Origin of the sequence: Pseudomonas schmalbachii (genome assembly GCF_017589465.1) — a bacterium.
Lineage (GTDB): Bacteria > Pseudomonadota > Gammaproteobacteria > Pseudomonadales > Pseudomonadaceae > Pseudomonas > Pseudomonas schmalbachii.
The window spans coordinates 1-26,077 of the sequence record NZ_JAELYA010000004.1; the positions used below are offsets into that span (position 1 = coordinate 1).

The 26,077-nt window shown below is 66.7% G+C and carries 24 protein-coding genes and 1 rRNA gene; 17 read left to right on the forward strand and 8 right to left on the reverse strand.

Annotated elements, in window-relative coordinates; all coding sequences use genetic code 11:
• Positions 1-214, reverse strand: a 16S ribosomal RNA gene (locus JFY56_RS11255); the annotation flags it as partial.
• Positions 215-699: 485 nt separating this feature from the next.
• On the reverse strand, positions 700-2,016 hold the full coding sequence (locus JFY56_RS11260; protein WP_208313760.1) for an MFS transporter: 1,317 nt from the start codon (positions 2,014-2,016) through the stop codon (positions 700-702).
• Positions 2,017-2,271: 255 nt separating this feature from the next.
• Between JFY56_RS11260 and JFY56_RS11265 the strand changes: the two genes are divergently transcribed.
• A complete protein-coding gene (locus JFY56_RS11265; RefSeq protein ID WP_208313761.1) occupies positions 2,272-2,676 on the forward strand; it encodes an acyl-CoA thioesterase in 405 nt (134 codons plus the stop codon).
• 225 nt (positions 2,677-2,901) lie between these two features.
• On the opposite strand, the gene ahpF is transcribed toward JFY56_RS11265, so the two are convergent.
• Both ahpF and ahpC read right to left on the reverse strand, forming a co-directional pair.
• Complete coding sequence (ahpF, locus tag JFY56_RS11270) at positions 2,902-4,467, reverse strand: alkyl hydroperoxide reductase subunit F (protein ID WP_208313762.1); 1,566 nt, start codon at positions 4,465-4,467, stop codon at positions 2,902-2,904.
• Between the two features lie 144 nt (positions 4,468-4,611).
• Positions 4,612-5,175, reverse strand: coding sequence for an alkyl hydroperoxide reductase subunit C (gene ahpC, locus JFY56_RS11275; RefSeq protein WP_208313763.1), 564 nt, complete (start codon positions 5,173-5,175; stop codon positions 4,612-4,614).
• Between the two features lie 342 nt (positions 5,176-5,517).
• Between ahpC and phnC the strand changes: the two genes are divergently transcribed.
• From phnC to xdhC, 16 genes are all read left to right on the forward strand, one after another.
• The gene (gene phnC, locus JFY56_RS11280; RefSeq protein ID WP_208313764.1) at positions 5,518-6,327 is read left to right on the forward strand and encodes a phosphonate ABC transporter ATP-binding protein; all 810 of its coding nucleotides are present in this window, start codon (positions 5,518-5,520) and stop codon (positions 6,325-6,327) included.
• A 27-nt stretch (positions 6,328-6,354) separates the two neighbouring features.
• Positions 6,355-7,368, forward strand: coding sequence for a phosphonate ABC transporter substrate-binding protein (gene phnD / locus JFY56_RS11285; RefSeq protein WP_208313765.1), 1,014 nt, complete (start codon positions 6,355-6,357; stop codon positions 7,366-7,368).
• A gap of 10 nt (positions 7,369-7,378) precedes the next feature.
• The gene (gene phnE / locus JFY56_RS11290; RefSeq protein ID WP_208313766.1) at positions 7,379-8,176 is read left to right on the forward strand and encodes a phosphonate ABC transporter, permease protein PhnE; all 798 of its coding nucleotides are present in this window, start codon (positions 7,379-7,381) and stop codon (positions 8,174-8,176) included.
• A gap of 15 nt (positions 8,177-8,191) precedes the next feature.
• A complete protein-coding gene (gene phnF / locus JFY56_RS11295; protein WP_208313767.1) occupies positions 8,192-8,920 on the forward strand; it encodes a phosphonate metabolism transcriptional regulator PhnF in 729 nt (242 codons plus the stop codon).
• Positions 8,917-9,351 carry a phosphonate C-P lyase system protein PhnG gene (gene phnG / locus JFY56_RS11300; RefSeq protein ID WP_208313768.1) on the forward strand — a complete coding sequence of 145 codons (435 nt, stop codon included), beginning with the start codon at positions 8,917-8,919 and terminating at the stop codon, positions 9,349-9,351. Before phnF ends, phnG begins: the two co-directional genes overlap by 4 nt.
• A gap of 5 nt (positions 9,352-9,356) precedes the next feature.
• Complete coding sequence (gene phnH, locus JFY56_RS11305; RefSeq protein WP_208313769.1) at positions 9,357-9,962, forward strand: phosphonate C-P lyase system protein PhnH; 606 nt, start codon at positions 9,357-9,359, stop codon at positions 9,960-9,962.
• Positions 9,962-11,050 carry a carbon-phosphorus lyase complex subunit PhnI gene (locus tag JFY56_RS11310; RefSeq protein WP_208313770.1) on the forward strand — a complete coding sequence of 363 codons (1,089 nt, stop codon included), beginning with the start codon at positions 9,962-9,964 and terminating at the stop codon, positions 11,048-11,050. The genes phnH and JFY56_RS11310 overlap by 1 nt, the downstream gene beginning before the upstream one ends.
• A complete protein-coding gene (locus JFY56_RS11315; RefSeq protein ID WP_208313771.1) occupies positions 11,047-11,886 on the forward strand; it encodes an alpha-D-ribose 1-methylphosphonate 5-phosphate C-P-lyase PhnJ in 840 nt (279 codons plus the stop codon). Before JFY56_RS11310 ends, JFY56_RS11315 begins: the two co-directional genes overlap by 4 nt.
• Positions 11,883-12,674, forward strand: a complete 792-nt coding sequence (gene phnK / locus JFY56_RS11320) for a phosphonate C-P lyase system protein PhnK (protein WP_208313772.1) — start codon at positions 11,883-11,885, stop codon at positions 12,672-12,674. Before JFY56_RS11315 ends, phnK begins: the two co-directional genes overlap by 4 nt.
• A gap of 8 nt (positions 12,675-12,682) precedes the next feature.
• The gene (gene phnL / locus JFY56_RS11325) at positions 12,683-13,375 is read left to right on the forward strand and encodes a phosphonate C-P lyase system protein PhnL (RefSeq protein ID WP_208313773.1); all 693 of its coding nucleotides are present in this window, start codon (positions 12,683-12,685) and stop codon (positions 13,373-13,375) included.
• Entirely contained in the window at positions 13,372-14,514 is a 1,143-nt protein-coding gene (locus JFY56_RS11330) for an alpha-D-ribose 1-methylphosphonate 5-triphosphate diphosphatase (RefSeq protein WP_208313774.1), read from the forward strand. Before phnL ends, JFY56_RS11330 begins: the two co-directional genes overlap by 4 nt.
• A 10-nt stretch (positions 14,515-14,524) precedes the next feature.
• Positions 14,525-15,091 (forward strand): ribose 1,5-bisphosphokinase, encoded by a 567-nt coding sequence (gene phnN / locus JFY56_RS11335; RefSeq protein WP_208313775.1) that lies wholly within the window; start codon positions 14,525-14,527, stop codon positions 15,089-15,091.
• Positions 15,088-15,852 (forward strand): phosphonate metabolism protein PhnP, encoded by a 765-nt coding sequence (gene phnP / locus JFY56_RS11340; RefSeq protein WP_208313776.1) that lies wholly within the window; start codon positions 15,088-15,090, stop codon positions 15,850-15,852. The genes phnN and phnP overlap by 4 nt, the downstream gene beginning before the upstream one ends.
• Positions 15,853-15,918: 66 nt before the next feature.
• Positions 15,919-17,340 (forward strand): xanthine dehydrogenase small subunit, encoded by a 1,422-nt coding sequence (xdhA, locus tag JFY56_RS11345; protein WP_208313777.1) that lies wholly within the window; start codon positions 15,919-15,921, stop codon positions 17,338-17,340.
• A complete protein-coding gene (xdhB, locus tag JFY56_RS11350) occupies positions 17,333-19,966 on the forward strand; it encodes a xanthine dehydrogenase molybdopterin binding subunit (protein WP_236032552.1) in 2,634 nt (877 codons plus the stop codon). Before xdhA ends, xdhB begins: the two co-directional genes overlap by 8 nt.
• Positions 19,963-20,829 (forward strand): xanthine dehydrogenase accessory protein XdhC, encoded by an 867-nt coding sequence (xdhC, locus tag JFY56_RS11355; RefSeq protein WP_208313778.1) that lies wholly within the window; start codon positions 19,963-19,965, stop codon positions 20,827-20,829. Before xdhB ends, xdhC begins: the two co-directional genes overlap by 4 nt.
• 514 nt (positions 20,830-21,343) lie before the next feature.
• Here xdhC and JFY56_RS11360 read toward each other — a convergent pair.
• The 4 genes from JFY56_RS11360 to JFY56_RS11375 form a co-directional block, all read right to left on the reverse strand.
• Positions 21,344-21,934 carry an IMPACT family protein gene (locus JFY56_RS11360; protein WP_208313779.1) on the reverse strand — a complete coding sequence of 197 codons (591 nt, stop codon included), beginning with the start codon at positions 21,932-21,934 and terminating at the stop codon, positions 21,344-21,346.
• The gene (locus JFY56_RS11365; RefSeq protein ID WP_236032610.1) at positions 21,931-22,584 is read right to left on the reverse strand and encodes a TetR/AcrR family transcriptional regulator; all 654 of its coding nucleotides are present in this window, start codon (positions 22,582-22,584) and stop codon (positions 21,931-21,933) included. The genes JFY56_RS11360 and JFY56_RS11365 overlap by 4 nt, the downstream gene beginning before the upstream one ends.
• 226 nt (positions 22,585-22,810) lie before the next feature.
• Complete coding sequence (locus JFY56_RS11370) at positions 22,811-24,796, reverse strand: alkyl/aryl-sulfatase (protein WP_208313781.1); 1,986 nt, start codon at positions 24,794-24,796, stop codon at positions 22,811-22,813.
• Positions 24,797-24,932: 136 nt separating this feature from the next.
• Positions 24,933-25,739 (reverse strand): outer membrane protein OmpK, encoded by an 807-nt coding sequence (locus tag JFY56_RS11375; protein ID WP_208313782.1) that lies wholly within the window; start codon positions 25,737-25,739, stop codon positions 24,933-24,935.
• Positions 25,740-26,077 lie beyond the last annotated feature (338 nt).

Below are 26,077 nucleotides of genomic sequence, written 5' to 3' on the forward strand. Positions count from 1 at the left end.
CGTGAGGTCCGAAGATCCCCCACTTTCTCCCGTAGGACGTATGCGGTATTAGCGTTCCTTTCGAAACGTTGTCCCCCACTACCAGGCAGATTCCTAGGCATTACTCACCCGTCCGCCGCTGAATCAGAGAGCAAGCTCCCTTCATCCGCTCGACTTGCATGTGTTAGGCCTGCCGCCAGCGTTCAATCTGAGCCATGATCAAACTCTTCAGTTCAATACTGCTTGGGTTTTGAGAAAACCCTAAACTTGGCTCAGCAATCGCAAAAAACTCTCGAATTCACGAGTGTTACTTGTGATGCTGATAATCTTGCGATCGATCAGTCTTAACTCACAAGCACCCACACGAATTGCTTGATTCAACTTGTTAAAGAGCAGTTGGTTGAGGCCTTCGCTTCAACCGAGGCGCGCATTCTACGCTAACCTCTTCGTCCGTCAAGCCTTATTTTTCGAAATTTTCGTTTCTACTCAATCGCTTGCGCCAAGGAGAAGATCGAAGCCTTCTCATCGGCGGGAGGCGCATTCTACAGCGGTCAATCTCGCTGTCAAGCCCCTCGCGGCACTTCACCCTCACTTCATTGCTGCTTAAGTGCTTGATTTTCAAGCTCTTTGCCGGCGTCGCCGTGAGAGTGGGGCGCATTATAGGGACTCAGAAAACTTCGTCAACGACTTTCTGAAGAATCCTGAAAATTATCCGATCGGTCAGCTTGCCATCGCATTGCGCAGCACACTTCTACGTTCCCGCCACAGCAGGTGAATGCCGATCAGCAGCCCCAGCAGGGACAGCGCAGCCACGTAGTAGGCCGGGCCCAGCGGGTCCTCCTTCATCAGCAGCGCCACCACCATGGGCGTAAGGCCGCCGAAGATGGCGTAGGCAAGGTTGTAGGAGAACGACAGGCCGCTGAAGCGCACCACCGCCGGGAAGGCATTCACCATGACGAAAGGCACCGCACCGACGATACCGACGCTCAGGCCGGTCAGCGCATACAGCGGGAACAGCCAGTCCGGATGAGCCTTCAGGCTGGTGTAGAAGGTCCAGGACATCACGCCCAGCAAGGTGCTGCCGATGATGAAGGTACGGCCGGCGCCAATGCGGTCGGCGATAAGCCCGGCAAGAATGCAGCCGCAGGTGAGGAAGACGATGGCCAGGCTGTTGGCCTTCAGGGAGGTGGCTGCATCGAAGCCATAGACGCTCTGCAGGACGGCCGGGGTCATGAGGATGACCACGACGATGGCGGCGGACAGCACCCACGTCAGCAGCATGGAAAGCACGATCGCCGGACGATGCTCGCGGAGCACCACGCCCAGCGGCACTTCCTCGGCGAGCTGCTTGCGCTGCTGCATCTCGGCGAACACCGGCGTCTCGTGCAGCCAGCGGCGCAGGTAGACGGAGAACAGGCCGAACACGCCACCGAGCAGGAACGGAATCCGCCAGGCATAGTCATGGACTTCTGCGGTAGAGAACAGACTGTTGATCGCCGTCGCCACCAGCGAGCCGATCAGGATGCCCGCCGTCAGGCCCGAGGTCAGGGTTCCACAGGCATACCCCACGTGACGCAACGGCACATGCTCGGCGACGAAGACCCAGGCGCCGGGAACCTCCCCGCCAATCGCCGCGCCCTGGACGATCCGCAGCACCAGCAGCAGCAATGGTGCCCAGATGCCGATCTGCGCGTAGGTCGGCAGCAGGCCCATGATCAGTGTCGGCACGGCCATGAGGAAGATGCTCAGGGTGAACATGCGCTTGCGGCCCAGCAGGTCGCCGAAGTGCGCCATGACGATGCCGCCCAGCGGGCGTGCCAGGTAGCCGGCGGCGAACAGGCCGAAGGTCTGCAGCTGGCGCAGCCATTCCGGCATGTCGGCGGGGAAGAACAGCTTGCCGACCACAGTGGCGAAGAATACGAAGATGATGAAGTCGTAGAACTCGAGCGCGCCGCCCAAGGCGGAAAGCGACAGGGTCTTGTAGTCGCTGCGGGTCAGCGGACGCGGCGACGCGGCGGGAGCATTCACGGAAGGCATGGCGGACGTTCTCGGCAGACTGTTGTTGTTCGGGCGGCCGGCGCCACAAGCAGCGGCCGCAAGTGCCGCACCATAGCAAACAGTGGGTCGAACCGGGAACGCTGGTGCACTCGGCGGTCGTCGCCTGCCGCGCACCTCTATATAATGTTGACTGCAACGTTAGAAAGCTGCCCCAAGGCATCGCGATGCCGACGTCTTGGGAGAGTTTTCCCATATAACGCTGCGAATACCTGTCAGGGCGAGAGGCCCTTCACCATGATCGATCTCGAACAAGAAGACCCCACCCCTCAGGGCGACCTGGCAATGCAGATGACTGCGCTGCCGCGAGAAACCAACGGCTTCGGCGACATCTTCGGCGGCTGGCTGGTTTCGCAGATGGACCTCGCCGGCACTGCCATGGCCAGCCGCATCGCCGGTGGCCGAGTGGCGACGGTGGCAGTCGACCGGATGGCATTCCTGGTCCCTGTCTCGGTCGGCGCGCAGCTTTCCTTCTATACGCAGACCAAGGAAGTCGGCCGCAGCTCGATCCGCATGCTGGTCGAGGTGTGGAGCGACGATCCGCTGTCCGCCGAATGGCGCAAGGTGACCGAGGCGCAGTTCGTGTTCGTTGCCATCGACGGCAGCGGACGGACCCGGCCGGTACCGCCGCGGCGGAGCTGAGCGCTCACGCCACTCAGCCCGGCGCAATGAAAAACGCCCGGCTCGCTTTTGCGGGCCGGGCGTTTTTGTTTGGTTCTGTTCGAAAAGTCGCCGAGCGAAGGTCAGGCTAGGCAAAAATCGGTGAGGAAGCGGAGTTTACGAGCTGTAAATGAGCATTCCGAACCGATTTTTAACGACGCATCACCGAGCGCAGGCAGTTTTCGTACAGAACCTAGCACAAGTTCATCAGGCTGGTGCGGAGGTGCGGATCAGGTGGTCGAAGGCGGAGAGCGACGCCTTGGCGCCTTCGCCGACCGCGATCACGATCTGCTTGTACGGTACGGTGGTCACGTCGCCGGCAGCGAACACGCCGGGGATGTTGGTCTGGCCCTTGGCATCGACGATGATCTCGCCGCGCGGGGTCAGCTCGACGGTGCCCTTGAGGAAGTCGCTGTTCGGCAGCAGGCCGATCTGCACGAAGATGCCTTCCAGATCGACGGTATGCAGCTCTTCGCTGTTGCGATCCCTGTAGACCAGGCCGTTGACCTTCTGCCCATCGCCCTTCACTTCGGTGGTCAGCGCGCTGGTGATCACCTTCACGTTCGGCATGCTGTGCAGCTTGCGTTGCAGCACGGCGTCGGCGCGCAGCTGGCTGTCGAACTCGATCAGCGTCACGTGGGCGACGATGCCGGCCAGGTCGATGGCCGCCTCGACGCCGGAGTTGCCGCCGCCGATCACCGCCACACGCTTGCCCTTGAACAGCGGACCGTCGCAGTGCGGGCAGAAGCACACGCCCTTGGCCTTGTATTCCTTCTCGCCCGGCACGCCCATTTCGCGCCAGCGGGCGCCGGTGGCAAGGATCACGGACTTGGCCTTCAGCGAGGCGCCGCTGGTGAATGTCACTTCGTGCAGCTCGCCGGGGTTCTTCGCCGGGATCAGCTTCTCGGCGGTCTGCAGGTTCATGATGTCGACTTCGTACTGCTTCACGTGCTCTTCGAGGGCACGGGCCAGTTTCGGGCCTTCGGTTTCCGGCACCGAGATGAAGTTCTCGATCGACATGGTGTCCAGCACCTGGCCGCCGAAACGCTCGACCGCAACGCCAGTGCGGATGCCTTTACGGGCTGCGTAGATAGCGGCGGAAGCGCCGGCCGGGCCACCGCCGACGACCAGTACGTCGAAGGCTGCCTTGGCACTCAGCTTCTCGGCGTCGCGGGCGGCGGCGCCGGTATCGATCTTGGCGAGGATCTCCTCCACGCCCATGCGGCCTGCACCGAACACTTCGCCGTTCAGGTAGATGCTCGGCACCGACATGACCTGGCGCTCTTCAACCTCTTTCTGGAACAGCGCGCCGTCGATGGCGACGTGGCGGATGTTCGGGTTGAGCACGGCCATCAGGTTCAGCGCCTGCACCACGTCCGGGCAGTTCTGGCAGGACAGCGAGAAATAGGTTTCGAACAGGAACTCGCCCCGGACACCCTTGATCTGCTCGATCACATCGGCGCCCAGCTTGGATGGGTGGCCGCCGACCTGCAGCAGCGCCAGCACCAGCGAGGTGAATTCGTGGCCCATGGGGATGCCGGCGAAACGCAGGCCGATATCCGCACCCGGGCGGTTCAGCGAGAAGGACGGGACGCGGGCGTCGCTGCCGTCTTCGCGCAGGGAAATCTTGTCGGTCAGACCGACGATGTCGTGCAGCAGTGCACTGAGTTCGCGGGATTTTGCGCCGTCATCGAGGGACGCAACGATCTCGAACGGCTGGGTGACCTTTTCGAGGTAGGCCTTCAACTGGGTCTTGAGATTGGCATCCAACATGATTCGCAGTTCCTTGAATTCAGACAAAGAGGTGCCCGCGGCGGCTGGAATCCAGCCGCCCTACACAAGTTCTCTACAAAAGAAAGTCGGGCTTTGTGTAGGGTGGATAGCCCCGCAGGGTTATCCACCGAGGAGGGGTGTTGCTTAGATCTTGCCTACGAGGTCCAGCGACGGGGCGATAGTCGCTTCGCCTTCCTTCCACTTGGCCGGGCAGACCTGACCCGGGTTGTTGGCAACGAACTGGGCAGCCTTCAGCTTGCGCAGGGTTTCGCTGACGTCACGGGCGATGGCGTTGTCGTGGATTTCGACGGTCTTGATCACGCCTTCCGGGTTGATCACGAAGGTGCCGCGCAGGGCCAGGCCTTCTTCCGGAATGTGCACGCCGAAGGCGTTGGTCAGTTGGTGGGTCGGGTCGCCGATCAGCGGGAACTGGGCCTTGCCAACGGCCGGCGAGGTTTCATGCCAGACCTTGTGGGAGAAGTGGGTATCGGTGGTCACGATGTAGACTTCGGCGCCCATCTTCTGGAATTCGGCGTAGTTGTCGGCGGCATCTTCAACTTCGGTCGGGCAGTTGAAGGTGAAAGCAGCCGGCATGAAGATCAGAACGGACCACTTGCCTTTCAGGTTCGCCTCGGTGACTTCGATGAACTCGCCGTTGTGGAAAGCAGCAGCCTTGAACGGTTGAACTTGAGTATTGATCAGGGACATCGGGTCGCTCCTAAGTGGGTTGATATCGAAGGGTTAGTAATCGACGGGGGCAACATTAACAACTATCAGCAATAAAGCCCCATTGATTTAAGGCATGACAGAAATTGCCTCCCTCTATCAGGCCGACAAGTGGCGTTAGAAATCCTGAATAACGATGACCGTTCGACGACAGAATCGCGACGGATGAGTTACAGCGGCCATCGCACCGCGAATCCACAGGGGCCGGAGCGCCGGTGGCCCGGCGCAGAGCGCATGGAGCGTCACGCAAACTTAATGGTCTAGACAATTCGGCGTCACAGGCGATGCCCAGACTCCTGCCCCAATGATTCGCAGGAGTACGCCATGTCCACCGTCATTCAGGTTTCCTCGCTGAGCAAAACATTCGGCAGCCGCCGCATGTTGCGCGACGTGACATTCAGCATCGGCGCCGGCGAGCGCGTCGCCCTGCTCGGCCCGTCCGGAGCCGGCAAGTCCACCCTGTTGCGCAGCCTGTCCGGGCTGACCGTGGCCGACCGCGGCAGCGATGTCCGGCTGCATGGCCGCACCGTGCAGCTGAACGGCCGCCTGCATGGCGCCTGCCGCGCCGAACGCTGCCGCACCGGCTACATCTTCCAGCAGTTCAACCTGGTCGGCCGCCTCAGCGTGCTGGGCAACGTGCTGCTCGGCTATCTCGGCCGCATCCCGCGCTGGCGGGCGCTGCTCGGCCAGTTCAGCGCCGAGGAGCGGCGCAAGGCGGAAGAGGCGCTGGAGCGCGTCGGCCTTTCCGGCTTCGGCGCGCAGCGCGCCAACACCCTCTCCGGCGGGCAGATGCAGCGCGTCGCCATCGCCCGCGCGCTGGTGCAGGAAGCCGACCTGATCCTCGCCGACGAACCCATTGCCTCCCTCGACCCGCACAGCGCCCGCGAAGTGATGGAGCTGCTGCAGCGCATCTGCGCCGAGGACGGCAAGACCCTGCTGGTCTCCCTGCATCAGGTCGACTACGCCCGCCGCTACTGCCAGCGCGCCCTCGCCCTGCGCGACGGCGAAGTGCTGTTCGACGGCCCCATCGCCGGCCTCGGCGATGCCTCGCTGGACGCCCTCTACAGCAAGCCCCGCGTCAGCACCCTGACTTTCCCCAACAGCGCACCGCTGGCGATTGCCGTCGGCGAATGAATCCAACGTTCCCTCAGGAGAACTTCCATGCGTAATTCTTGGCGCCCCCTGCTGCTCGCCGCCACCACCGTCATCGGCCTCGCCGGCGGCCCGCTGGCGCGGGCGAACGAAGCCCCGCTGAACTTCGGGATCATTTCCACCGAGGCCAGCCAGAACCAGGAAAGGCTCTGGAAACCCTTCCTCGCCGACATGTCCAAGGCCCTCGGCCGCGAAGTGAAGCCCTTCTACGCCACCGACTACGCCGGCGTGATCCAGGCCATGCGCTTCAACAAGGTGGATATCGCCTGGTACGGCAACAAGGCGGCGATGGAAGCGGTGGATCGCGCCGACGGTCAGGTGTTCGCCCAGACCGTGGCGGCCAATGGCGACCCGGGCTACTGGAGCCTGCTGCTGGTCAACAAGCAGAGCCCCTACCAGACCCTCGACGCCCTGCTCGCCGACGCCGGCAAGCTGACCTTCGGCAACGGCGACCCGAACTCCACCTCCGGCTACCTGGTGCCCGGCTACTACGTGTTCGCCCAGCGCAACCTCGACCCGAACAAGATCTTCAAGCGCACCCTCAACGCCAACCACGAAGCCAACGCCCTGTCGGTGGCCAACGGTCTGGTGGACGTCGCCACCTGCAACACCGAATCGCTGGAACGCCTGCAGATCACCCAGCCGGAGAAGGCCGCGAAGCTGCGCATCCTGTGGAAATCGCCGCTGATCCCGTCCGACCCGCTGGTCTGGCGCAAGGCCCTGCCGCAGGACCTGAAGCAGAAGGTGCAGGACTTCCTGTTCAGCTACGGCCGCGATGCCCACGAGAAGGAAGTGCTGAAGAACCTGCAGTGGTCGCGTCTGCAAGCCTCCGATGACGACCAGTTACTGCCGATCCGCCAGCTCGCGCTGTACCAGCAGCGCGGCAAGGTCGAAGGCGACGGCAGCCTGTCCGCCGCGGACAAGGCCCGCCAGCTGGAGGAAATCGACCAGCGCCTGAAGGCCATCGGCGAGCGCATGGAAACCCTCGGCAAGTCGGCGCCGCAAGCCGCCCAGGCCGGTTGAGGACGTGACGATGCAGAACGCCACTCCCCTCGACACTTCCCGCGAGCCGACCGGCAAGCCCGGCTGGCTCTCCCTGCTCGGCTGGGGCTCTGCCCTGGCCGTGCTCGGCTGGTCCTGGCAGGGCGCCGAAATCGCTCCGCTGACCCTGCTGAACAATGCCGGCAACATCGCCGAACTCGGCGCGGACTTCTTCCCGCCGAGCCTCGGCCACCTCGGCGACTACATACGACAGATGCTCGCGACCATCCAGTTGGCGATCTGGGGCACCCTGCTCGCCGTGCTGTTCGGCGTGCCCTGCGGCCTGCTCTGCGCGCAGAACATCGCGCCCTGGTGGATCAACCAGCCGGTGCGCCGGCTGATGGACGCCTGCCGGGCGATCAACGAACTGGTGTTCGCCATGCTGTTCGTCGTCGCCGTCGGCCTCGGTCCCTTCGCCGGCGTGCTGGCGCTGTTCATCCACACCACCGGGGTGCTGGCCAAACTGTTCTCCGAGCAGGTCGAGGCCATCGAGCCCGGCCCGGTGGAAGGCGTGCGCGCCACCGGCGCCGGCCGCCTGGAGGAAATCATCTACGGCGTACTGCCGCAGGTCCTGCCGCTGTGGATCTCGGTGAGCCTGTACCGCTTCGAGTCCAACCTGCGCTCGGCCACTGTGGTCGGCATGGTCGGCGCCGGCGGCATCGGCGTGGTGCTGTGGGAAACCATGCGCGCCTTCGACTACCGCGAGACCACCACCATCCTGCTGGTGATCATCGTCTCGGTCAGCGTTCTCGACCTGCTCTCGCAGCGCATCCGCAAACGTTTCATCTGATTTTCTGGAGCGCAAATGTCTAGACAAAACGGACCGCGGACGCGCTACCAGGAGCTGGCCGGCGTACTCGCCGACGAGGTGCGCCGCCACTACCGCCCCGGCGACCTGCTGCCGGCCGAGACGCGCCTGGCCTCGCGCTTCGCGGTGAACCGGCACACGGTGCGGCGGGCGATGGACGAGCTGGTCAACCTCGGCATGATCAGCCGCCATCCCGGTCGCGGCACCCAGGTCGTCGACCAGCGCCTGAGCTACGCCGTGCAAGCCACCAGCCAGGTGTCGAGCAACCTCGCCCAGCTCGGCCTGGCCAGCCGCACCGCATGCCTCGACCAGGGCCTGCAGCCGGCGCCGGCGGAGATCGCCGCCTGCTTCGGCCACGGCGAAGGCACGCCATTGCTGAAGGTCGACACCCTGCGCAGCAGCGACGACGAACCGCTGATCCTGCTGCGCCACTGGTTCGACCCGGCGCGCGTGCCGGACTGGACGCGCCACTACCAGGGCGGCTCCACCCGCGCCCTGCTGGAGTCGCGCTACGGCCTGGTGCTGCGCCGCCAGCGCGTGCGCATCCTCGCCTGCGAAGCCGGCCCGGACGAGGCCTATCGCCTGCGCTGCCCACGCGGCGCGGCCCTGCTGCAACTGCTCAGCGAGAACGTCGATGCCGCCGGCCGGCTGGTGGAAGTTTCCATCGGCCGCGCCCGCGGCGACCGCCTCACCTACCACTTCGAATTTCCCGAGGTACAGCCATGAATGACCGGCAACGCCGTCAGCGCGTGTTCGCCCTGACCCCGCGCGCCACCCTCGAACGGCACTGGCAGGCGCTCGCCCTGGACTGCCCGCACACCGCCCTGCGCGCGCCGGAGATCGGCCTGGCGATGCTGCGCGGACGCATCGGCGGCAACGGCCAGGCCTTCAACCTGGGCGAGATGACCATGGTCCGCGCCAGCGTCGCGCTGGCCGACGGCACCCTCGGCCACGGCTACGTCGCCGGCCGCGACCGCCGCCATGCCGAACTGATCGCCCTGCTCGATGCCTGCGCGCAGAAGCCCGAATGGGCGCCGCGCATCGAGCGGGAACTGCTGCAACCGCTGGAGGCCGAGCTGGCCGCGCGTCACGCCGAGGCGTCGCGCAAGGCCGCCGCCACCCGCGTGGACTTCTTCACCCTGGTCCGGGGGGACTGAACACCATGACCGACCTTTCACCCACGGCCTACTGGCCGGCCCTCGCCGATCCCGTGCTGGACGGCCAGCGCCTGTTCCGCCAACTGCTCGCCGCGCTCTCCGAGCCCGGCACCGTGCAGCAACTGGACGCCCCGCAACCGCCAGAAGACGGCTGCGGCGCAGCGCTCTGGGGCAGCCTGCTGGCGCTCTGCGATCCGGAAGTGAAGCTGTGCTTCGGCGAAGGGCTGGACTCGCCGAACCTGCGCGCCTCGCTGGCCTTCCACACTGGCGCGAAAAGCACCGCCGATTCGCGCCAGGCCGACTTCGCCGTGATCGACGCCGCCGCCCCCTTCGCCGCTGACGACTTCCGCCTCGGCGAGCCGATCGCCCCGGAACGCAGCACCACCCTGCTGGTGCGCGTCGAGCGACTGGACAGCGCGCCCGTCTGGCGCCTCAGCGGCCCCGGCATTCCCGGCGAACGCCATCTCGATATCGGCGCCTGTCATCCGAGCCTGCTCGCCGCCCTGCAAGCCAATAGCGACAGCTTCCCCTGCGGCCTGGACGTGTTCTTCGTCTGTGGCGACCGCGTGGTCGGCCTGCCGCGCTCAACCCGGATCGAGGAGGTGCGCTGATGTACGTCGCCGTCAAAGGGGGCGAAACGGCCATCGCCAACGCCCACCGCCTGCTCGCCGAACAACGCCGTGGCGACACCGAGCAGCCGCTGCTGAACGACGCCCAGGTGCGCGACCAGTTGCGTCTCGCCGTGGACCGGGTGATGAGCGAAGCCTCGCTGCACGATCCCGACCTCGCCGCCCTGGCCCTGCGCCAGGCCAGCGGCGACCTGGTGGAAGCCGCCTTCCTCCTGCGCGCCTACCGCACCACGCTGTCGCGGCTGGCCACCAGCCTGCCGCTGGATACCGCCAACATGCGCCTGGAGCGCCGCATCAGCGCGGTGTTCAAGGACATCCCCGGCGGCCAGGTGCTTGGCCCGACCTACGACTACAGCCACCGCCTGCTGGAATTCGCCCGCCTCGCCGAAGACCTGCCGCCGCCGGCGGAAGTCGCCGACCAGCCGCTGGAGCCCTGCCCGCCAATCCTCGAACTGCTGGATGCAGAGGGGCTGGTGGAACGCAACGCCGACGACGGCGCGGAGCCGTTCGACATCACCCTGGAGCCGCCGAGCTATCCGCCGCAGCGCGCCACCCGCCTGCAGATGCTGGCGCGCGCCGACGAGGGCTGGCTGCTCGCCCTCGGCTATTCCACCCAGCGCGGCTACGGACGCAACCACCCGTTCGCCGGCGAGATCCGCATGGGCGCGGTGGAAGTGGAGATCTACTCGGAAGAGCTGGGCATGCCGATCTGCATCGGCGAGGTCGAGCTGACCGAATGCCAGATGCTCAACCAGTTCGTCGGCAGCCGCGACCACGGCCCGCAGTTCACCCGCAGCTACGGCCTGACCTTCGGCCGCAACGAGCGCAAGAGCATGGCCATGGCGCTGGTCGACCGCTCGCTGCGCGCCGCCGAGTTGGGCGAGGAAATCGCCGGGCCGGCGCAGCAGCCGGAATTCGTCCTCGCCCACGCCGACAACATCGAGGCCTCCGGCTTCGTCTCCCACCTCAAGCTGCCGCACTACGTGGACTTCCAGGCCGAGCTCGACCTGCTGCGCCGTCTGCGCAGGGAGTTCCACACCGGCCGCGCCGCTGCCGAGGAGCAGCCATGACCGACTACAACTTCGCCTACCTCAACGAGCAGAGCAAACGCATGATCCGCCGCGCGCTGCTCAAGGCCGTGGCCATCCCCGGCTACCAGGTGCCCTTCGGCGGCCGCGAGATGCCCATGCCCTACGGCTGGGGCACCGGCGGCGTGCAGCTGACCGCCAGCCTGCTCGGCCCGGACGACGTGCTCAAGGTGATCGACCAGGGCGCCGACGACACCACCAACGCGGTCAGCATCCGCAACTTCTTCGCCCGCGTCGGCGACGGCATCGCCACCACCGAGAAGACCGCCGAGGCGACGCTGATCCAGACCCGCCACCGGATTCCGGAAACGCCGCTGCGCGCCGGGCAGATCCTGGTGTTCCAGGTGCCGATTCCCGAGCCGCTGCGCTTCATCGAGCCGCGCGACGAGGAAACCCGCGTGCTCCATGCGCTGGAGGAGTACGGAATCATGCACGTGAAGCTCTACGAGGACATCGCCCGCCACGGCCATATCGCCACCGCGTACGCCTACCCGGTGATCGTCGCCGGGCGCTACCTCACCGATCCCTCGCCGATTCCCAAGTTCGACAACCCGAAGCTGCACATGAACCCGGCGCTGCTGCTGTTCGGCGCCGGCCGCGAGAAGCGCCTGTACGCCATCCCGCCGTACACCGACGTGCGCAGCCTGGAGTTCGTCGACCACCCGTTCGAGATCCAGAGCTGGGAGGAACGCTGCGCGCTGTGCGGCAGCGACCACAGCTATCTCGACGAGGTGATCGTCGACGACGCCGGCGGGCGCATCCACGTCTGCTCCGATACCGACTACTGCCGTTCGCGCCACGAGGAAAGCCTGCAATGAAACTGCCCGACCTCGACTTCGCGCCGCTGCTCGAAGCGCGCGGCCTGACCCGCCTGTACGCGCCCGGCCAGGGCTGCGAGGCCATCGACTTCACCCTGCATGCCGGCGAAGTGCTGGGCATCGTCGGCGAATCCGGCTCCGGCAAGACCACCCTGCTGCGCCTGCTCGCCGGCCTGGAGCGTCCCGACGCCGGCCAGGTGGTCTACCACAGCGAGACGGAAGGCGAACTCGACCTGCACGCCCTGTCGGAAGCCCGCCGCCGCGCCCTGCTGCGCCTGGAATGGGGACTGGTGCGGCAGAACCCGCGCGACGGCCTGCGCCTGAACGTCTCCGCCGGCGGCAACATCGGCGAACGCCTGATGGCCCGCGGCGACCGCCATTACGGCGAGCTGCGCGAGACCGCCCAGCGCTGGATGCAGCAGGTGGAACTGGACCCGCAGCGCGTCGACGACGCCCCGGCGACCTTCTCCGGCGGCATGCAGCAGCGCCTGCAGATCGCCCGCACCCTGGTCACCCAGCCGCGCCTGGTGTTCATGGACGAGCCCACCGGCGGCCTCGACGTCTCGGTGCAGGCGCGCCTGCTCGACCTGATCCGCAATCTCGGCCGCGAGCTGAACCTGGCCGTGGTGCTGGTCACCCACGATCTCGCCGTCGCCCGCCTGCTCGCCCAGCGCCTGCTGGTGATGCGCCAGGGCCGGGTGATCGAGAGCGGCCTGACCGACCAGATCCTCGACGACCCGCAGCAGCCGTACACCCAGCTGCTGGTGTCTTCCGTCCTGACCCCGTGAGGTGCGCCGTGCCCCAACTCCGTCTCAGCGCCCACGCGCTGACCAAGAACTTCACCCTGCACGCCCAGGGCGGCCTGTGCATCGACGCCATGCCGCCGCTGTCCTTCGAACTGCACGCCGGCCAGTGCCAGGTGCTGCTCGGCCCCAGCGGCGCCGGCAAGAGCACCCTGCTCAAGCTGCTGCACGGCAACTACCGGCTCGAAGGCGGCAGCCTGACCCTGCACGCCGACAGCGGCAGCCTCGATCTCGCCACGCTGCCGGCGCACGCCTGGCCGCGCCTGCGCCGCGACTGCATCGGCTACGTCAGCCAGTTCCTCCGCGTGGTGCCGCGCGTATCCGCCCTCGAAGTGGTGATGGAGCCGCTGCTCGAACGCGGCGTCGATCCCGCCGAAGCCCATGCGCGGGCAATCGCCATGCTGCGCCGGCTGAACCTGCCGGAGCGCCTGTGGAGCCTGGCGCCGGGGACCTTCTCCGGCGGCGAGCAGCAGCGCGTCAACATCGCCCGCGGTTTCATCGCCGAGCTGCCGATCCTGCTGCTCGACGAACCCACCGCGTCCCTCGACGCCGCCAACCGCGAGGTGGTGATCGAGCTGATCGAGGCGGCCAAGGCCAGCGGCGCCGCCCTGCTCGGCATCTTCCACGACGAGGCGGTACGCGAGCGCGTCGCCGACGGCTACATCCTCCTGGAGTCCCGCACATGAAAGAGCAGATTCTCAGCAATGCCCGCCTGGTCCTCGACGAGCAGGTGGTGAACGGCAGCCTGGTGCTGCGCGACGGGCGCATCGCCGACATCGCCGAAGGCCCGAGCCGCCTGCCCGGCGCCGAGGACTGCGGCGGCGACTACCTGATGCCCGGCCTGATCGAACTGCATACCGACAACATGGAGAAGTACTTCCAGCCACGGCCGAAGGTCGCCTGGCCGCAGCGTTCGGCGGCCATGGCGCACGACGCGCAGATGGCCGCCAGCGGCATCACCACGGTGTTCGACGCGCTGTCCATCGGCGATATCGACGACAGCGGCATCCGCATCGAGATACTGCAACAGATGTGCGATGCGCTTACCGGCCTCGCCAGCCAGGGCCTGGCACGCATCGACCACCGCCTGCACCTGCGCTGCGAGCTGTGCCACCCGGACACCCTGACGCGCTTCCTGGCGCTGGCCGACCACCCGAAACTCGGACTGGTGTCGTTGATGGATCACGCGCCGGGGCAGCGCCAGTTCACCGACATCGCCCACTACCGCACCTACTACAAGGGCAAGTACCGCCTGAGCGACGAGGGCATCGAGGCATTCATCGTGCAGCGCCAGGCCGACAGCGCCCGCTACAGCGACAGCCATCGCCAGCGCATCGCCGAGGAAAGCCGCGTGCGCGGCCTGTCGCTGGCCAGCCATGACGACGCCACCGAGGCGCACATCGAGGAGAGCCACGCCCACGGCTGCCGCCTGGCGGAATTCCCGACCACCCTGGAAGCGGCCCGCGCGGCGCGGCGCAAGGGGCTGGCGGTGATCATGGGCGCGCCGAACATCATTCGCGGCGGCTCGCACTCCGGCAACGTCGCCGCCAGAGAACTGATGCGCGCAGGGCTGCTCGACGTGCTGTCCTCCGACTACTACCCGGCCAGCCTGCTCGACGCGGTGTTCGCCATCGCCCGCAGCGAGGGCGGCTACGACCTGCCGCGCGCCGTGGGCTGCGCCACCCACACTCCGGCCGAGGCGGTCGGCCTGCACGATCGCGGGCGCCTGGCCGCCGGCCTGCGCGGCGATCTGCTGCGGGTCGCGGAGGTCGACGGACAGCCGCTGCTGCGCCGGGTCTGGTCCGCCGGCAACGTGGTGCACTGAGGAGCGGCGCATGGGTTATCTGCTCTACCTGATGGGCGCCAGCGGGGTCGGCAAGGACAGCCTGCTGCGCGCCCTGCGCGAACGCGAACCCGGCTGGCCGGTGGCGCACCGCTACATCACCCGTTCCAGCGACCCCAGCGAGAACTGCGTGAGCCTGAGCGCGGCGGAATTCGCCTGGCGCCGCGAGGCCGGGCTGTTCAGCCTGCACTGGCAAGCGCACGGGCTGGACTACGGCATCGGCCGCGAAGTGGAGGGCTGGCTGGGCCACAGCGAACTGGTGATCTGCAACGGCAGTCGCCAACACCTGGCACAGGCGCGTCGACACTTCGGTGCGCGTCTGCTGCCATTGCTGGTGGAAGTCGATGCGGCAACGCTGCGCCAGCGCCTGTTGCAGCGCGGCCGCGAATCGACCGAACAGATCGAGGCACGCCTGGCCCGCCAGGCCGGCGAGCCGCTGGACGCGGGCCTGCTGCGCCATGACAACAGCGACGCGCTGGCCGAAAGCGCTGAGCGCCTGCACCAGCGGCTGCGCGGCTGGCTGGCCGAGGCGCGCGCCGAACGGGAGGAAACCGCATGAGCCAAGCGCCCAGCCTGCGCCTGCTCGGCACCGGCGATACCGCCCAGGTGCCGTGCTTCGGCTGCACCTGCCCGGCCTGCCAGCGCGCGCGCACGCTGGTCGGTTTTCGCCGCGAGGCCTGCAGTGCGGAGCTGGTCACCAGTGCCGGACGCTACCTGATCGACGCCGGCCGCCCGGACCTCACACAGCTGTACGACGGCGATCCACCGCAAGGCATCCTGCTCACCCACTACCACGTCGACCATGTGCAGGGCCTGTTCCACCTGCGCTGGGGCTTGGGTGAGAAGATCCCGGTGTTCGGCCCGAAGGACCCGCAAGGCTGCGCCGACCTGCACAAGCACCCCGGGCTGCTGCGCTTCGAGCCGGGGCTGAAGCCGTTCCAGAGCTTCGATCTGGGCGAAGTGCGCGTCACCCCCGTGCCGCTGCGGCACAGCCGGCCGACCCTCGGCTACTGCCTGGAAGGCCCCGGCCGGCGCATCGCCTATCTCACCGACACCCACGGCCTGCCGCCGGAAACCGAGCAGTTCCTGCGCCAGTGGAAGCCCCACGGCCTGCTGCTCGACGCCACCTTCGCGCCGGGCCAGGAGGCCTACAACCACAACGACGTGCCGCAGGCGCTGGAAATCATCGACCGCCTGCAACCCGCGCGCGCCTGGCTCACCCACGTCAGCCACGCGGTGGACGCCGCCGACATGGCCGGCAGCCTGGCACTGCCGCCGGGCGTGGAGCTGGCCCGGGACCTGCAAGTCATCTCGCTGTAGCACCACTGCATACGGCCGAGCGGGGCTACCCTTGAAGTAGACGGTCGCAACGGGATGACGCAGTAGATGATCCAGTTCCTGCTCGACGATGAATTGCACGAGGTCGATGGCCTGCCCCCGGAAACCAGCCTGCTCGACTACCTGCGCGGCCATCTCGGGCGCGTGGGCAGCAAGGAAGGCTGTGCCTCCGGCGATTGCGGCGCCTGCACGGTGGTGCTGGCCGAGCCTGACGGCGCGGGCCTGCGCTATCGGGCGGTGAACAGCTGCATCACCCTGCTCGGCGCGGCGCACGGGCGACAGGTGCTGACCGTGGAACACCTGGCCGGCGAGACGCTGCACCCGGTGCAGCAGGCGATGGTCGACTGCCACGGTTCGCAGTGCGGTTTCTGCACGCCGGGCATCGTCATGTCGCTGTTCGCCTGGCAGCACGCCGATCTGCCGCACGACCGCGAGACGGCGCTGACCGCGCTGTCCGGCAATCTCTGCCGCTGCACCGGCTACCGGCCGATCCTCGCCGCCGCCGAGCGGATCGCCTGCAGCGGCAAATCCGACCGCTTTACCGCCCATGAACGGGAAACCGCCGCCCGCCTGCACGCCCTGCCGGGTAGCGGCGCACTGGACTGCGGCGACCAGCACGCTTTCCTGCCCACGTCGCTGGACGAGCTGGACGCCCTGCTGGCGGCTTATCCACAGGCGCGGCTGATCGCCGGCGGCACCGACCTGGCGCTGGAGGCGACGCAGAACCTGCAGGGCTTCCCGCAACTGATCCACCTGGAACGCATCGCCGAACTGCAACGCCTGGAGCAGCACACCGACCACCTGCTGATCGGCGCCGCGCGGCCCTATGCCGACTGCCTGGAGGCGCTATCCGCCTATCCCACGGTCGCCACCCTGCTCGACCGCCTCGGCTCGCTGCAGATCCGCCAGCGCGGCACCCTCGGCGGCAATATCGCCAACGCCTCGCCCATCGGCGACATGCCGCCGCTGCTGCTGGCGCTGGATGCCACGTTGCTGTTGCGCCGCGCCGGACAGGTGCGGGAGGTCCCCATCGACGGCTTCTTCACCGGCTACCGGCGGAGCGTGCTGCAACCCCGCGAATACATCGAGGCGATCCGCATCCCGCGGCTGCGCGACGATCAGTTGCTGCGGGTGGACAAGATCAGCAAGCGCCGCGACGACGACATCTCCGCCGTCTGCATGGCGCTGCGCCTGGATCTCGACGACAACGGCACGGTGCGCGATGCGCGGCTGGCCTGCGGCGGCATGGCCGCCACGCCATTGCGCGGCCGGCGCACGGAAGCCGCACTGATTGGCCGGCCATTCGACAGCGCTGCCGTGGCTGCCGCCCAGGCCGCACTGGCGGAAGACTTCCAGCCCATCGACGACCTCCGCGCCAGCGCCGCCTATCGCCTGAAGGTGGCGCAGAACCTGCTGCGGCGTGCATTACTGGAATGGACTTCCCCCGCCGCGGAGGTACGCCATGCGTAGTCTTCCTCCCCTCGCCTCGAACGGCGGCGCCGTCGCCGCCCACAGCACCGGCGAAGCGCGTGCCCACGACAGCGCGGTGCTGCATGTCAGCGGCGCGGCGCGCTATGTGGACGACCTCGTCGAGCCGAGCGATGTGCTGTACGCGGCGGTCGGCCTGACCGGGATCGCCTGCGGCGCGATCCGCTCCCTCGACCTCGATGCGGTGAAGGCCGCGCCCGGCGTGGTCGCCGTGCTGACCCTCGACGATGTGCCCGGCCATACCGACATCGGCCCGGTATTTCCCGGCGATCCGCTGCTGGCCGGCGAGCGGGTGAAATACCACGGCCAGGCGCTGTTCGCCGTGGCCGCCGAATCGCAATTGCAGGCCCGCCGCGCCGCGCGGCTGGCGAAGGTGGAATACGCGGCGGAAACCCCGCTGCTCGACCCGTTGCAGGCCAAGGCGGAAGAACGCTTCGTGCGCCCGCCGCACCATATGCGCCGGGGCGATGCCGAAGCAGCCCTGAGCAATGCACCCCATGTGCTGGAAGCCAGCCAGCAGATCGGAGGGCAGGAACACTTCTACCTCGAAGGCCAGGTATCCATGGCCATCCCGCAGGAAGACGGCGGCATGCTGGTGCACACCTCCAGCCAGCATCCGAGCGAGGTGCAGAAGCTGGTGGCCGAGGTGCTGGCGATTCCGCTGGCGAAGGTCACCGTGGAAGTGCGGCGGATGGGCGGCGGCTTCGGCGGCAAGGAAACCCAGGCCGCGCCCTTCGCCTGCCTCGCCGCGCTGCTCGCACGCAAGACCGGCCGCGCGGTGAAGCTGCGCCTGCCGCGCGCCGACGACATGCGCCTGACCGGCAAGCGCCATCCGTTCTGCAATCGCTACCGGGTCGGCTTCGACGACGATGGCCGGCTGCTCGGCGCCGAGCTGGAAGTGGTCGGCAACTGCGGCCACTCGCCGGACCTCTCCGACGCCATCGTCGACCGCGCGATGTTCCACGCCGACAACGCCTACTTCATCCCCGACGTCGCCATCGCCGGTTACCGAAGCTTCACCAACTGCGTGTCGCACACCGCCTTCCGTGGCTTCGGCGGGCCGCAGGGGATGATGATCATCGAGCGCGCCATGGACGATATCGCCCGGGCTGTGGATAAAGACCCGCTGGATGTGCGCAAGCTCAATCTCTACGGCGGCCCGGGGCGCGACCTGACGCCCTATCACCAGCGCGTCGAACACAACCTGCTCGGCGAACTGATCGAGCGTCTGGAAACCAGCAGCGACTACCGCGCCCGACGCGAAGCGATCCGCACGTACAACGCCGCCAGCCCGGTGCTGAAGAAGGGGCTGGCGCTGACACCGGTGAAGTTCGGCATCAGCTTCACCGCCCAGCACCTTAACCAGGCCGGCGCGCTGATCCACCTGTACACCGACGGCAGCATCCAGCTGAACCACGGCGGCACGGAGATGGGCCAGGGCCTGTACATCAAGGTGGCGCAGGTGGTCGCCGAGGAATTCCAGGTGCCGCTGGAGCAGGTGACGATCACCGCCACGCGCACCGACAAGGTGCCAAACACCTCGCCCACCGCCGCCTCCAGCGGCACCGACCTGAACGGCATGGCCGCCCGCGACGCGGCGCGCACGCTGAAGCGGCGGCTGGCCGAGTTCCTTGCCGAGCGCGATGGCGTGCCGGTCGCCAGCGTGCGCTTCGAGCATGGCCAGGTGCGGGTCGGCGAGCACGCGCTGGGCTTCGCCGAGGCGATCCAGGCGGCCTATTTCGCCCGCATGCAGCTCTCCGCCACCGGCTTCTACCGCACCCCGAAAATCCACTACGACCGCGAGAAGGCCGAAGGCCGGCCGTTCTTCTATTTCGCCTTCGGCGCCGCGGTTTCCGAGGTGGAAGTGGACACCCTCACCGGCGAATACCGCCTGCTGCGCGCCGACATCCTGCATGACGTCGGCCGCAGCCTGAACCCCGCCATCGATATCGGCCAGATCGAGGGCGGCTTCATCCAGGGCATGGGCTGGCTGACCAGCGAGGAGCTGCGCTGGGATTCCGAGGGTCGCCTGCTTACCGTGGGCCCGGCGACCTACAAGATCCCGGCGGCCAGCGACGCACCGGAGGACTTCCGCGTGGCGCTGTTCGACCGGCCCAACGAGGAGGACAGCGTGTACCTGTCCAAGGCCGTCGGCGAGCCGCCGTTCATGCTCGCCATCTCGGTGTGGTCGGCGCTGCGCGATGCGATTGCCAGCCTGGCGGACTACCGGACGAGCCCGGACCTGGATACGCCGGCGACGCCGGAGAGGGTGTTCTGGGCGTGTGAGGCGGTGCGGGGGGCGTTCCCTCACCCTAACCCTCTCCCAGGGGGAGAGGGGACTGAGCGGAGCGGGAACGAAACGCCGCACTCCGCCGCCACCGCGGACAACTCCCTCTCCCTGCGGGAAAGGGCGGCTGCGGTACGGGCTCTCCCCTCTCACCCTAACCCTCTCCCACAGGGAGAGGGGACTGATCGGAGCAGGACTGAAACTCCGCACTCCGCCGCCATGCCAGACAACCCCCTCTCCCTCCGGGAGAGGGCAGGGGTGAGGGAACCGGCAGCTCCAGAACCACAATGTTCCACCAGCACCCCGGAGAACCCATCATGACCACCACCTGGATGGACGCCATCGCCCGCCTGCGCGACAGCGCCGAGCCCTACGTGCTGGTCACCGTGATCGGCGTGCAGGGCTCCACCCCGCGCGAGCCGGGCAGCAAGATGCTGGTCACTCCCGACACGACCTACGACACCATCGGCGGCGGCCATCTGGAGTTCGCCGCCATCGAACACGCCCGCCATTTGCTGCTGGCCGGCAAGGACGCGCAAAGCCTTGAGCACTTCCCCCTCGGCCCGCGTCTCGGCCAGTGCTGCGGCGGGCGCGCCAGCCTGTTGTTCGAATGCTTCGCCGCGCGCGGGCCGGAAGTGTTGCTGTTCGGCGCCGGCCATGTCGGCCGTGCGCTGGCGCCGCTGCTGGCCGGGCTGCCGCTGCGCCTGCAGTGGATCGACAGCCGCAGCGACGAATTCCCCGCGCAGATACCCGAAGGCGTGCGCATGCGCCTGCTCGACGAACCGCTGGAAGCCGTGGAAGACGCGGCACCGGGCAGCTACTTCCTGGTCATGACGCACAACCACCCGCTCGACTACGCCCTCGCCGAAGCGGTGCTCAAGCGCGGCGACGCCGGCTTCCTTGGCATGATCGGCTCGCGCACCAAGGCCGGGCGCTTCCGCATGCGCCTGGAACATCGCGGCTACCCGGCGGAAGCCATCGCGCAGATGCACTGCCCCATCGGCCTTTCCGAAGTGCCCGGCAAACGCCCGCTGGAAGTCGCCATCTCCATCGCCGGACAGGTGATCGCCCGCTACCACGCCGGCGCACCGCAGCGCGAAACGCGGGCCGGCGTGCAATGGCCGGCCTTGCGCAGCGAGCACGCCGACACGCTGGCGCTGCCTGCCATTCGTCGAGAAACCTGACCGAAAGGACAACAGTCCTGCCCTTTTTCACATGTCTATCAACAAACTTATCCACAGGAATGCAGGCCGGTTTTCTGGAAATTGGCCTGTATTCCGCCATTTTCATGGGGCAAAATGGCAACGCGATGGAATCCGTCCGAAGGCGCGCGCGGATATCTTTGGCCAACAGGATACCCACAGAATTTTCCTAAGCCGACAAGGGTGAAAAGCCGTAGCCTCCCCGGCTCCGGCAAAACACTCATAAACCGCTCAACGACGGTAGTTTCCGGCGTTTTTCAATTCGCCTTCATCAAAAAACCGACGCATACCTGCAACCCCGAATGTAGCTGGGTTACGGCCATTCACTCACAGACTTATCCACAAGCCGGAACGGCTATCCGGGGCGGCGCGTCAAGGCCCCGACAGGGTTCCACTGGCGAAAAATCAGCCAATTCGGCGCAATCGCGGTGGTTACTGGCGGAGCGCCAGGTGAGCACAGGTTATCCACAGATTGCTCAACAGCGGTCAGAGATCGTCAGTCGTCCAGCCGCTGCAGCACCGCGCGGCCACGGCTGAGGTCGGTGAGCAGGCGCTGCATCTCGTCCAGCCGGCTGGTGGGCAGGCTGAGCACCAGGCTTACGCCGTCGGCGCCGTAGACTTCCTCTTCGACGCTCGCCCCCAGCGCCAGCACCCGCGCCTTGAACAGCGCGTGTTCGGCGAAGGTGCAGGCGAAGGCGACGCGGCTGCTCGGCACCAGTTCGATGCGCGCGGCATCCTGCAGGCATTTCGCCGCGCAGCCGCCGTAGGCGCGGGCCAGGCCGCCGGTGCCGAGCTTGATGCCGCCGAACCAGCGACTGACCAGCACGGCCACGCGGTCCATGCCCTGCCCTTCGATGGCGGCGAGGATCGGCCGGCCGGCGGTGCCGCCGGGTTCGCCGTCGTCGCTGAAGCGGTATTGCGCGCCGAGCTTCCAGGCCCAGCAGTTGTGCCCGGCACTGGCGTCGCGGTGGGCGGCGAGGAAGGCGGCCGCCTCGGCCTCGCTGCCGATCGGCGCGGCAAGGCAGTGGAAGCGGCTCTTGCGGATTTCCTCCTGGTAGCCGGCGGGGCCGGCCAGGGTGAAGCTCATGGGCTGGCCGGCGGAGTCAGCCCGCAGCCCTTGAGAATGATGCGCACCAGGTTCTCGGTGGCGTCATCGAAGTCCTGTTTCGACATGCGCTTGCGGCCGGTCAGGAAGCCGATCTGGGTGGCGAAGTCGGCGTAGTGCTGCGTGCTGCCCCAGAGCATGAAGATCAGGTTGACCGGGTCCACCGGGTCCATCTTGCCGGCGGCGATCCAGGCTTCGAACACCCCGGCGCGGCCGCGGAACCAGCCGCGGTAGTCCTCGTTGAAGTGCGCGCTCAGGCATTCGCCGCCGCTGATGATCTCCATGGCGAAGATCCGCGAGGCCTGCGGCTGGCGGCGGGAGAATTCCATCTTGGCGCGGATGTAGGCGGCCAGCGCGGTGGCCGGGTCGTCGTCTGCGCTCAGGCTGTTGAAGGTGCTGTCCCAGAGTTCGAGGATGTTGGCCAGCACCGCGGTGTACAGGCCCAGCTTGCTGCTGAAGTAATAGTGCAGGTTGGCCTTGGGCAGGCCGACGCGCTGGGCGATGGTGTTCATGCTGGTGCCCTTGAAGCCGTGCTGGGCGAATTCCTGTTCGGCGGCTTCGAGGATCGCCTGCTCGTTCTTCTGGCGAATCCGTCCGGCGGGTTTGTCGAGGCTGTGCGCGGGCACCTGCAGTTTGCTCAAGGCGGGCGAACTCCTTATGTCAGTAGGCCTGCACTGATACCGCAAGTGGCGGGGGGCAGACAAGTCCGGCGCGGAGGGGGAGTACCCCCTCCCCCCGGCCACTCCCGTGAGAAACGTAGGATGGGTTGAGCTTGCGATACCCATGAATGCATCGAGACAGCATGGGTATCGCTTCGCTCAACCCATCCTACGTGTTACGTGCGCAGCCCTGCCTTGTTCAGGGTTCGACGATGTTGAACTGCGGGTTGAAGCTGTCGAGCAGGCCGAAGAATTCGCCGAGTTTCTTGCCGTCGCCGTCCAGCTTGACCGTGCCCTGCTTGATCGCGGTGGGCAGGTCGAGCTTGCGCGCGGCGATCTGGTCGAGGATGGGCTTGGTCAGCTTCACGGTGACATCGGCCTTCGGGTTGAGGCTGCCGACGCGCTGGGTCAGCACGCCGTTGCGCAGGGTCAGGGCGATGTCCTGCTTGAGGTCCTCGAACACCCAGTTGAGGGTCATGTCGTGGCCGACGGCCTTGTCGGTGTCCATGCGGATCGCCAGCAGTTCGAAGAACATCCCGGGAGTCAGCGCCCGGCCCATTTCCGATTTGCCGCGCGAGTCGTAGCTGGCCACGCCGTGGCGCAGCTCCATCGCCCCGGTCAGGTACATGTTGCGCCACAGGGCGTTCTCGGTCTGGTAGCCGAGCTGTTCCATGGCGTCCGCCTGCAGGGCGCGGGCGTCCTTGTTGGCCGGGTCGGCGAAGACCAGGTGGTTGCCCAGTTGCACGGCCCAGCGGTAGTCGCCCTTGTCGACGGCGGCGCGCATCTGCTTGAGCACGGCATCGGCGCCGCCCATGGCCTCGACGTAGCGCTTGCCGGTCTCGACCGGCGGGAACGGGTCGAGGTTGGCCGGGTTGCCGTCGTAGTAGCCGATGTAGCGCTGGTACACCGCGCGCAGGTTGGTCGCCAGCGAGCCGTAGTAGCTGCGGGTGTACCACTTGCTGTCGAGGTCGCCGGGCAGCTTCTCGACCTGCGCGGCGATTTCGTTCGGCGTCAGGCCCTTGTTCAGCAGGTTCAGCGCGCGGTTGTTGAGGAAGGCGTACATGTCGCGCTGGTCGGCCAGGTAGGTGCGCACCTTCTCGCCGCCCCAGACCGGCCAGTTGTGCTGCTGGATCAGCACGTCGGTGCGGTCGCCGTATTTCTCCAGGGCGGCATCGATGTAGCCGGCCCAGGCCTTGGCATCGCGCACTTCGGCGCCGCGCGGGGTGAGCAGGTTGTGCATCGCCGGCGGCGCATTGTCGGCGGTGTTCAAGACCTTGAACTGCGGCAGGTAGATGTTCATGTCCGAAGGCGCTTCGCTGCCCAGGGCGAGCTGGAATTCCAGTTCGACGCCGTCGACGGTGTGGCGCTCGAAGGTTTTTTCGATCACGACATTGGGCGCGACCAGGGTATTGGTGGCATTGGCCGTCCCGCTTTTCAGCAGACCGGCATCCACCTGGCCCTGGGCGTTGCGCGGCACGGGCGTGCCGGCCTGGTACTGTCCGCGGCGGGCCATCGCGGTGCCGGCGAAGATGTTTTCGCTGACGGCGTGTTCGAGGAAGCCGGACGGCGCGAAGACCTTCACCTTGCCGGACTTGACGTCGGCATCGTCGATGATGCCGCGCGCACCGCCGAAGTGGTCGATATGGCTGTGGCTGTAGACCACCGCGACGATCGGCTTCTTCGGCCGGTGCTGGTAGTACAGGTCGAGTGCCGCGCGGGCGGTTTCGGCGGTGGTCATCGTATCGATGAGCACCAGGCCGGTGTCGCCTTCAATGATGGTCATGTTCGCCGGATCGAGGCCGCGCACCTGGTAGAGCTTCGGCATGACCTCGAACAGGCCGGCGATGTTGTTCAGCTGGGCCTGACGCCACAGGCTGGGGTTGACCGTATCGGCGGCGTCCTTGTCGTTGAGGAACTGGTAGGCGCCCATGTCCCACACCACCTGGCCGTCGGCGTTCTTGATCTGGCCGGCGAACGGCGCGACCAGCCCGCGCTTGGCGGCTTCGAAGTCCTCGCGGTCGGCGAATGGCAGGCTCTTCAGCACTTCGGCGTTCTTCGCCGCGGTGACGGCGCTGGCCGGCTTGCTGTCCAGGCTCTCGGCGGCGAACAGCGGCTGGGCGAGGGTGGCGGCGATCAGGGTGGCGAGCAGCGTGCGACGCTGACTGGCGCGAATGAAGCGAGACATGGAGGACTCCTGTCGAATGTTCTTGTTGGTTGGCGTCGACCGATCAGCGTAGCTGGTGAGCGGTCGGCCCCGACAAGCTTCAGGAGTCAAAAAATGCGCAGGGATGGCCCCGCAGCACGCTGCGGGGCGGGAGCCGTCAGAAGTGGTACTTCACCAGGAGGCTCGCGGTGTTCTGGTCGGTGGTGAAGAACTGCGAATCCTGGATGCCGTACTTGTCCGACCAGTAGTCGTACTCGAAGCCGACGTACAGGTGCTTGGCCTCGTAGCCCATGGCCTTGCCGAGGTCGTACTTCACCTGCGGGTTGAAGTGCAGGTTGGCGTGGTAGTCGCTCTGGTTCGGGCGGCTGGAGCTGGCGTCCTTGTTGTTCACCACCCAGTCCATGAAGCCGTCGATGAGGATGTCGGAGTTGCCCATCGGGATGGTGTAGGACCACACCGGGGTGATCTGCCAGGCGCCGGACGGTACGCGGTTGCCGTCGGGCTTGCGGTAGTAGATGTTCAACTGGAAGAAGTCGAAGCCGGGAATCGCCAGGTCGAAGCCCGGGCCGAGCAGGTAGCTCTCGGTGTCGCCCTCGCCGAACTCGTAGGTGCCGGCCAGCAGCACGTCCTTGATCGGGCCGAAGGACAGGTCGGCGCCGCTGATCTTGCCGAAGCTCAGGCGCGGCTGGAACTCGCCGTAGTAGGTGTTCTTGCCGTTGAACGGGTCTTCCTCGCCGTTGTAGTTGATCTGGTCGAGGAAGAAGAACACATCGCCCCAGCTCCAGCCGCTCGCGCTCTCGAAGGTGAAGGTCTGCTGGATCGGCGGGTTGACCTTGAAGTTCTTGCCATACAGGTAGGTCAGGCTTTCGTTGTGCCACAGCAGCGGGCTGTCGGCCGCGGCACAGGCCTGGCCGGCGAATGCCAGCCCGCCGGCGAGCAGCAGGGGGGCGAGAGTGCGAGTCATGAATATCTCCTGGGATGCAGTGTTCTGTCTGGAACAGCAACCTGTCCGAAAAGTCAGGTTCGGCCAACAAAAGCAAGATCGGCGCCAACCATTGACCCGGAGGTCAGGTCTGCAGTTCTCGTATGTCTATTGCGCACAGGGCAACTGGCCGCCCCGCAAGCCTCGAAGGCTCTGGGGTGGCGATTTCCTGGACGATAGGACTGATCCTTATCCGGTCGGACAGGGCCGTCACGGTATAGCTACGGCAGGTCGCGCGGTCACACTGGATACACAATCAACTTGAGTTGATTAGAATCAACCTGTTTTGTGTATACAAATTATCTGTGAACTTTCTACAC

What these genes read in the sequence shown, in the direction of transcription:
- JFY56_RS11265 (WP_208313761.1), top strand. Translation starts at nt 2,272, where the DNA reads ATGATCGATCTCGAACAAGAAGACCCCACCCCTCAGGGCGACCTGGCA.
- ahpF (WP_208313762.1), bottom strand. Translation starts at nt 4,467, where the DNA reads ATGTTGGATGCCAATCTCAAGACCCAGTTGAAGGCCTACCTCGAAAAG.
- phnG (WP_208313768.1), top strand. Translation starts at nt 8,917, where the DNA reads ATGAATGACCGGCAACGCCGTCAGCGCGTGTTCGCCCTGACCCCGCGC.
- phnE (WP_208313766.1), top strand. Translation starts at nt 7,379, where the DNA reads ATGCAGAACGCCACTCCCCTCGACACTTCCCGCGAGCCGACCGGCAAG.
- ahpC (WP_208313763.1), bottom strand. Translation starts at nt 5,175, where the DNA reads ATGTCCCTGATCAATACTCAAGTTCAACCGTTCAAGGCTGCTGCTTTC.
- JFY56_RS11375 (WP_208313782.1), bottom strand. Translation starts at nt 25,739, where the DNA reads ATGACTCGCACTCTCGCCCCCCTGCTGCTCGCCGGCGGGCTGGCATTC.
- JFY56_RS11330 (WP_208313774.1), top strand. Translation starts at nt 13,372, where the DNA reads ATGAAAGAGCAGATTCTCAGCAATGCCCGCCTGGTCCTCGACGAGCAG.
- JFY56_RS11370 (WP_208313781.1), bottom strand. Translation starts at nt 24,796, where the DNA reads ATGTCTCGCTTCATTCGCGCCAGTCAGCGTCGCACGCTGCTCGCCACC.
- xdhA (WP_208313777.1), top strand. Translation starts at nt 15,919, where the DNA reads ATGATCCAGTTCCTGCTCGACGATGAATTGCACGAGGTCGATGGCCTG.
- JFY56_RS11360 (WP_208313779.1), bottom strand. Translation starts at nt 21,934, where the DNA reads ATGAGCTTCACCCTGGCCGGCCCCGCCGGCTACCAGGAGGAAATCCGC.
- phnF (WP_208313767.1), top strand. Translation starts at nt 8,192, where the DNA reads ATGTCTAGACAAAACGGACCGCGGACGCGCTACCAGGAGCTGGCCGGC.
- phnN (WP_208313775.1), top strand. Translation starts at nt 14,525, where the DNA reads ATGGGTTATCTGCTCTACCTGATGGGCGCCAGCGGGGTCGGCAAGGAC.
- phnK (WP_208313772.1), top strand. Translation starts at nt 11,883, where the DNA reads ATGAAACTGCCCGACCTCGACTTCGCGCCGCTGCTCGAAGCGCGCGGC.
- JFY56_RS11315 (WP_208313771.1), top strand. Translation starts at nt 11,047, where the DNA reads ATGACCGACTACAACTTCGCCTACCTCAACGAGCAGAGCAAACGCATG.
- JFY56_RS11310 (WP_208313770.1), top strand. Translation starts at nt 9,962, where the DNA reads ATGTACGTCGCCGTCAAAGGGGGCGAAACGGCCATCGCCAACGCCCAC.
- phnP (WP_208313776.1), top strand. Translation starts at nt 15,088, where the DNA reads ATGAGCCAAGCGCCCAGCCTGCGCCTGCTCGGCACCGGCGATACCGCC.
- phnC (WP_208313764.1), top strand. Translation starts at nt 5,518, where the DNA reads ATGTCCACCGTCATTCAGGTTTCCTCGCTGAGCAAAACATTCGGCAGC.
- JFY56_RS11260 (WP_208313760.1), bottom strand. Translation starts at nt 2,016, where the DNA reads ATGCCTTCCGTGAATGCTCCCGCCGCGTCGCCGCGTCCGCTGACCCGC.
- phnD (WP_208313765.1), top strand. Translation starts at nt 6,355, where the DNA reads ATGCGTAATTCTTGGCGCCCCCTGCTGCTCGCCGCCACCACCGTCATC.
- xdhB (WP_236032552.1), top strand. Translation starts at nt 17,333, where the DNA reads ATGCGTAGTCTTCCTCCCCTCGCCTCGAACGGCGGCGCCGTCGCCGCC.
- xdhC (WP_208313778.1), top strand. Translation starts at nt 19,963, where the DNA reads ATGACCACCACCTGGATGGACGCCATCGCCCGCCTGCGCGACAGCGCC.
- phnH (WP_208313769.1), top strand. Translation starts at nt 9,357, where the DNA reads ATGACCGACCTTTCACCCACGGCCTACTGGCCGGCCCTCGCCGATCCC.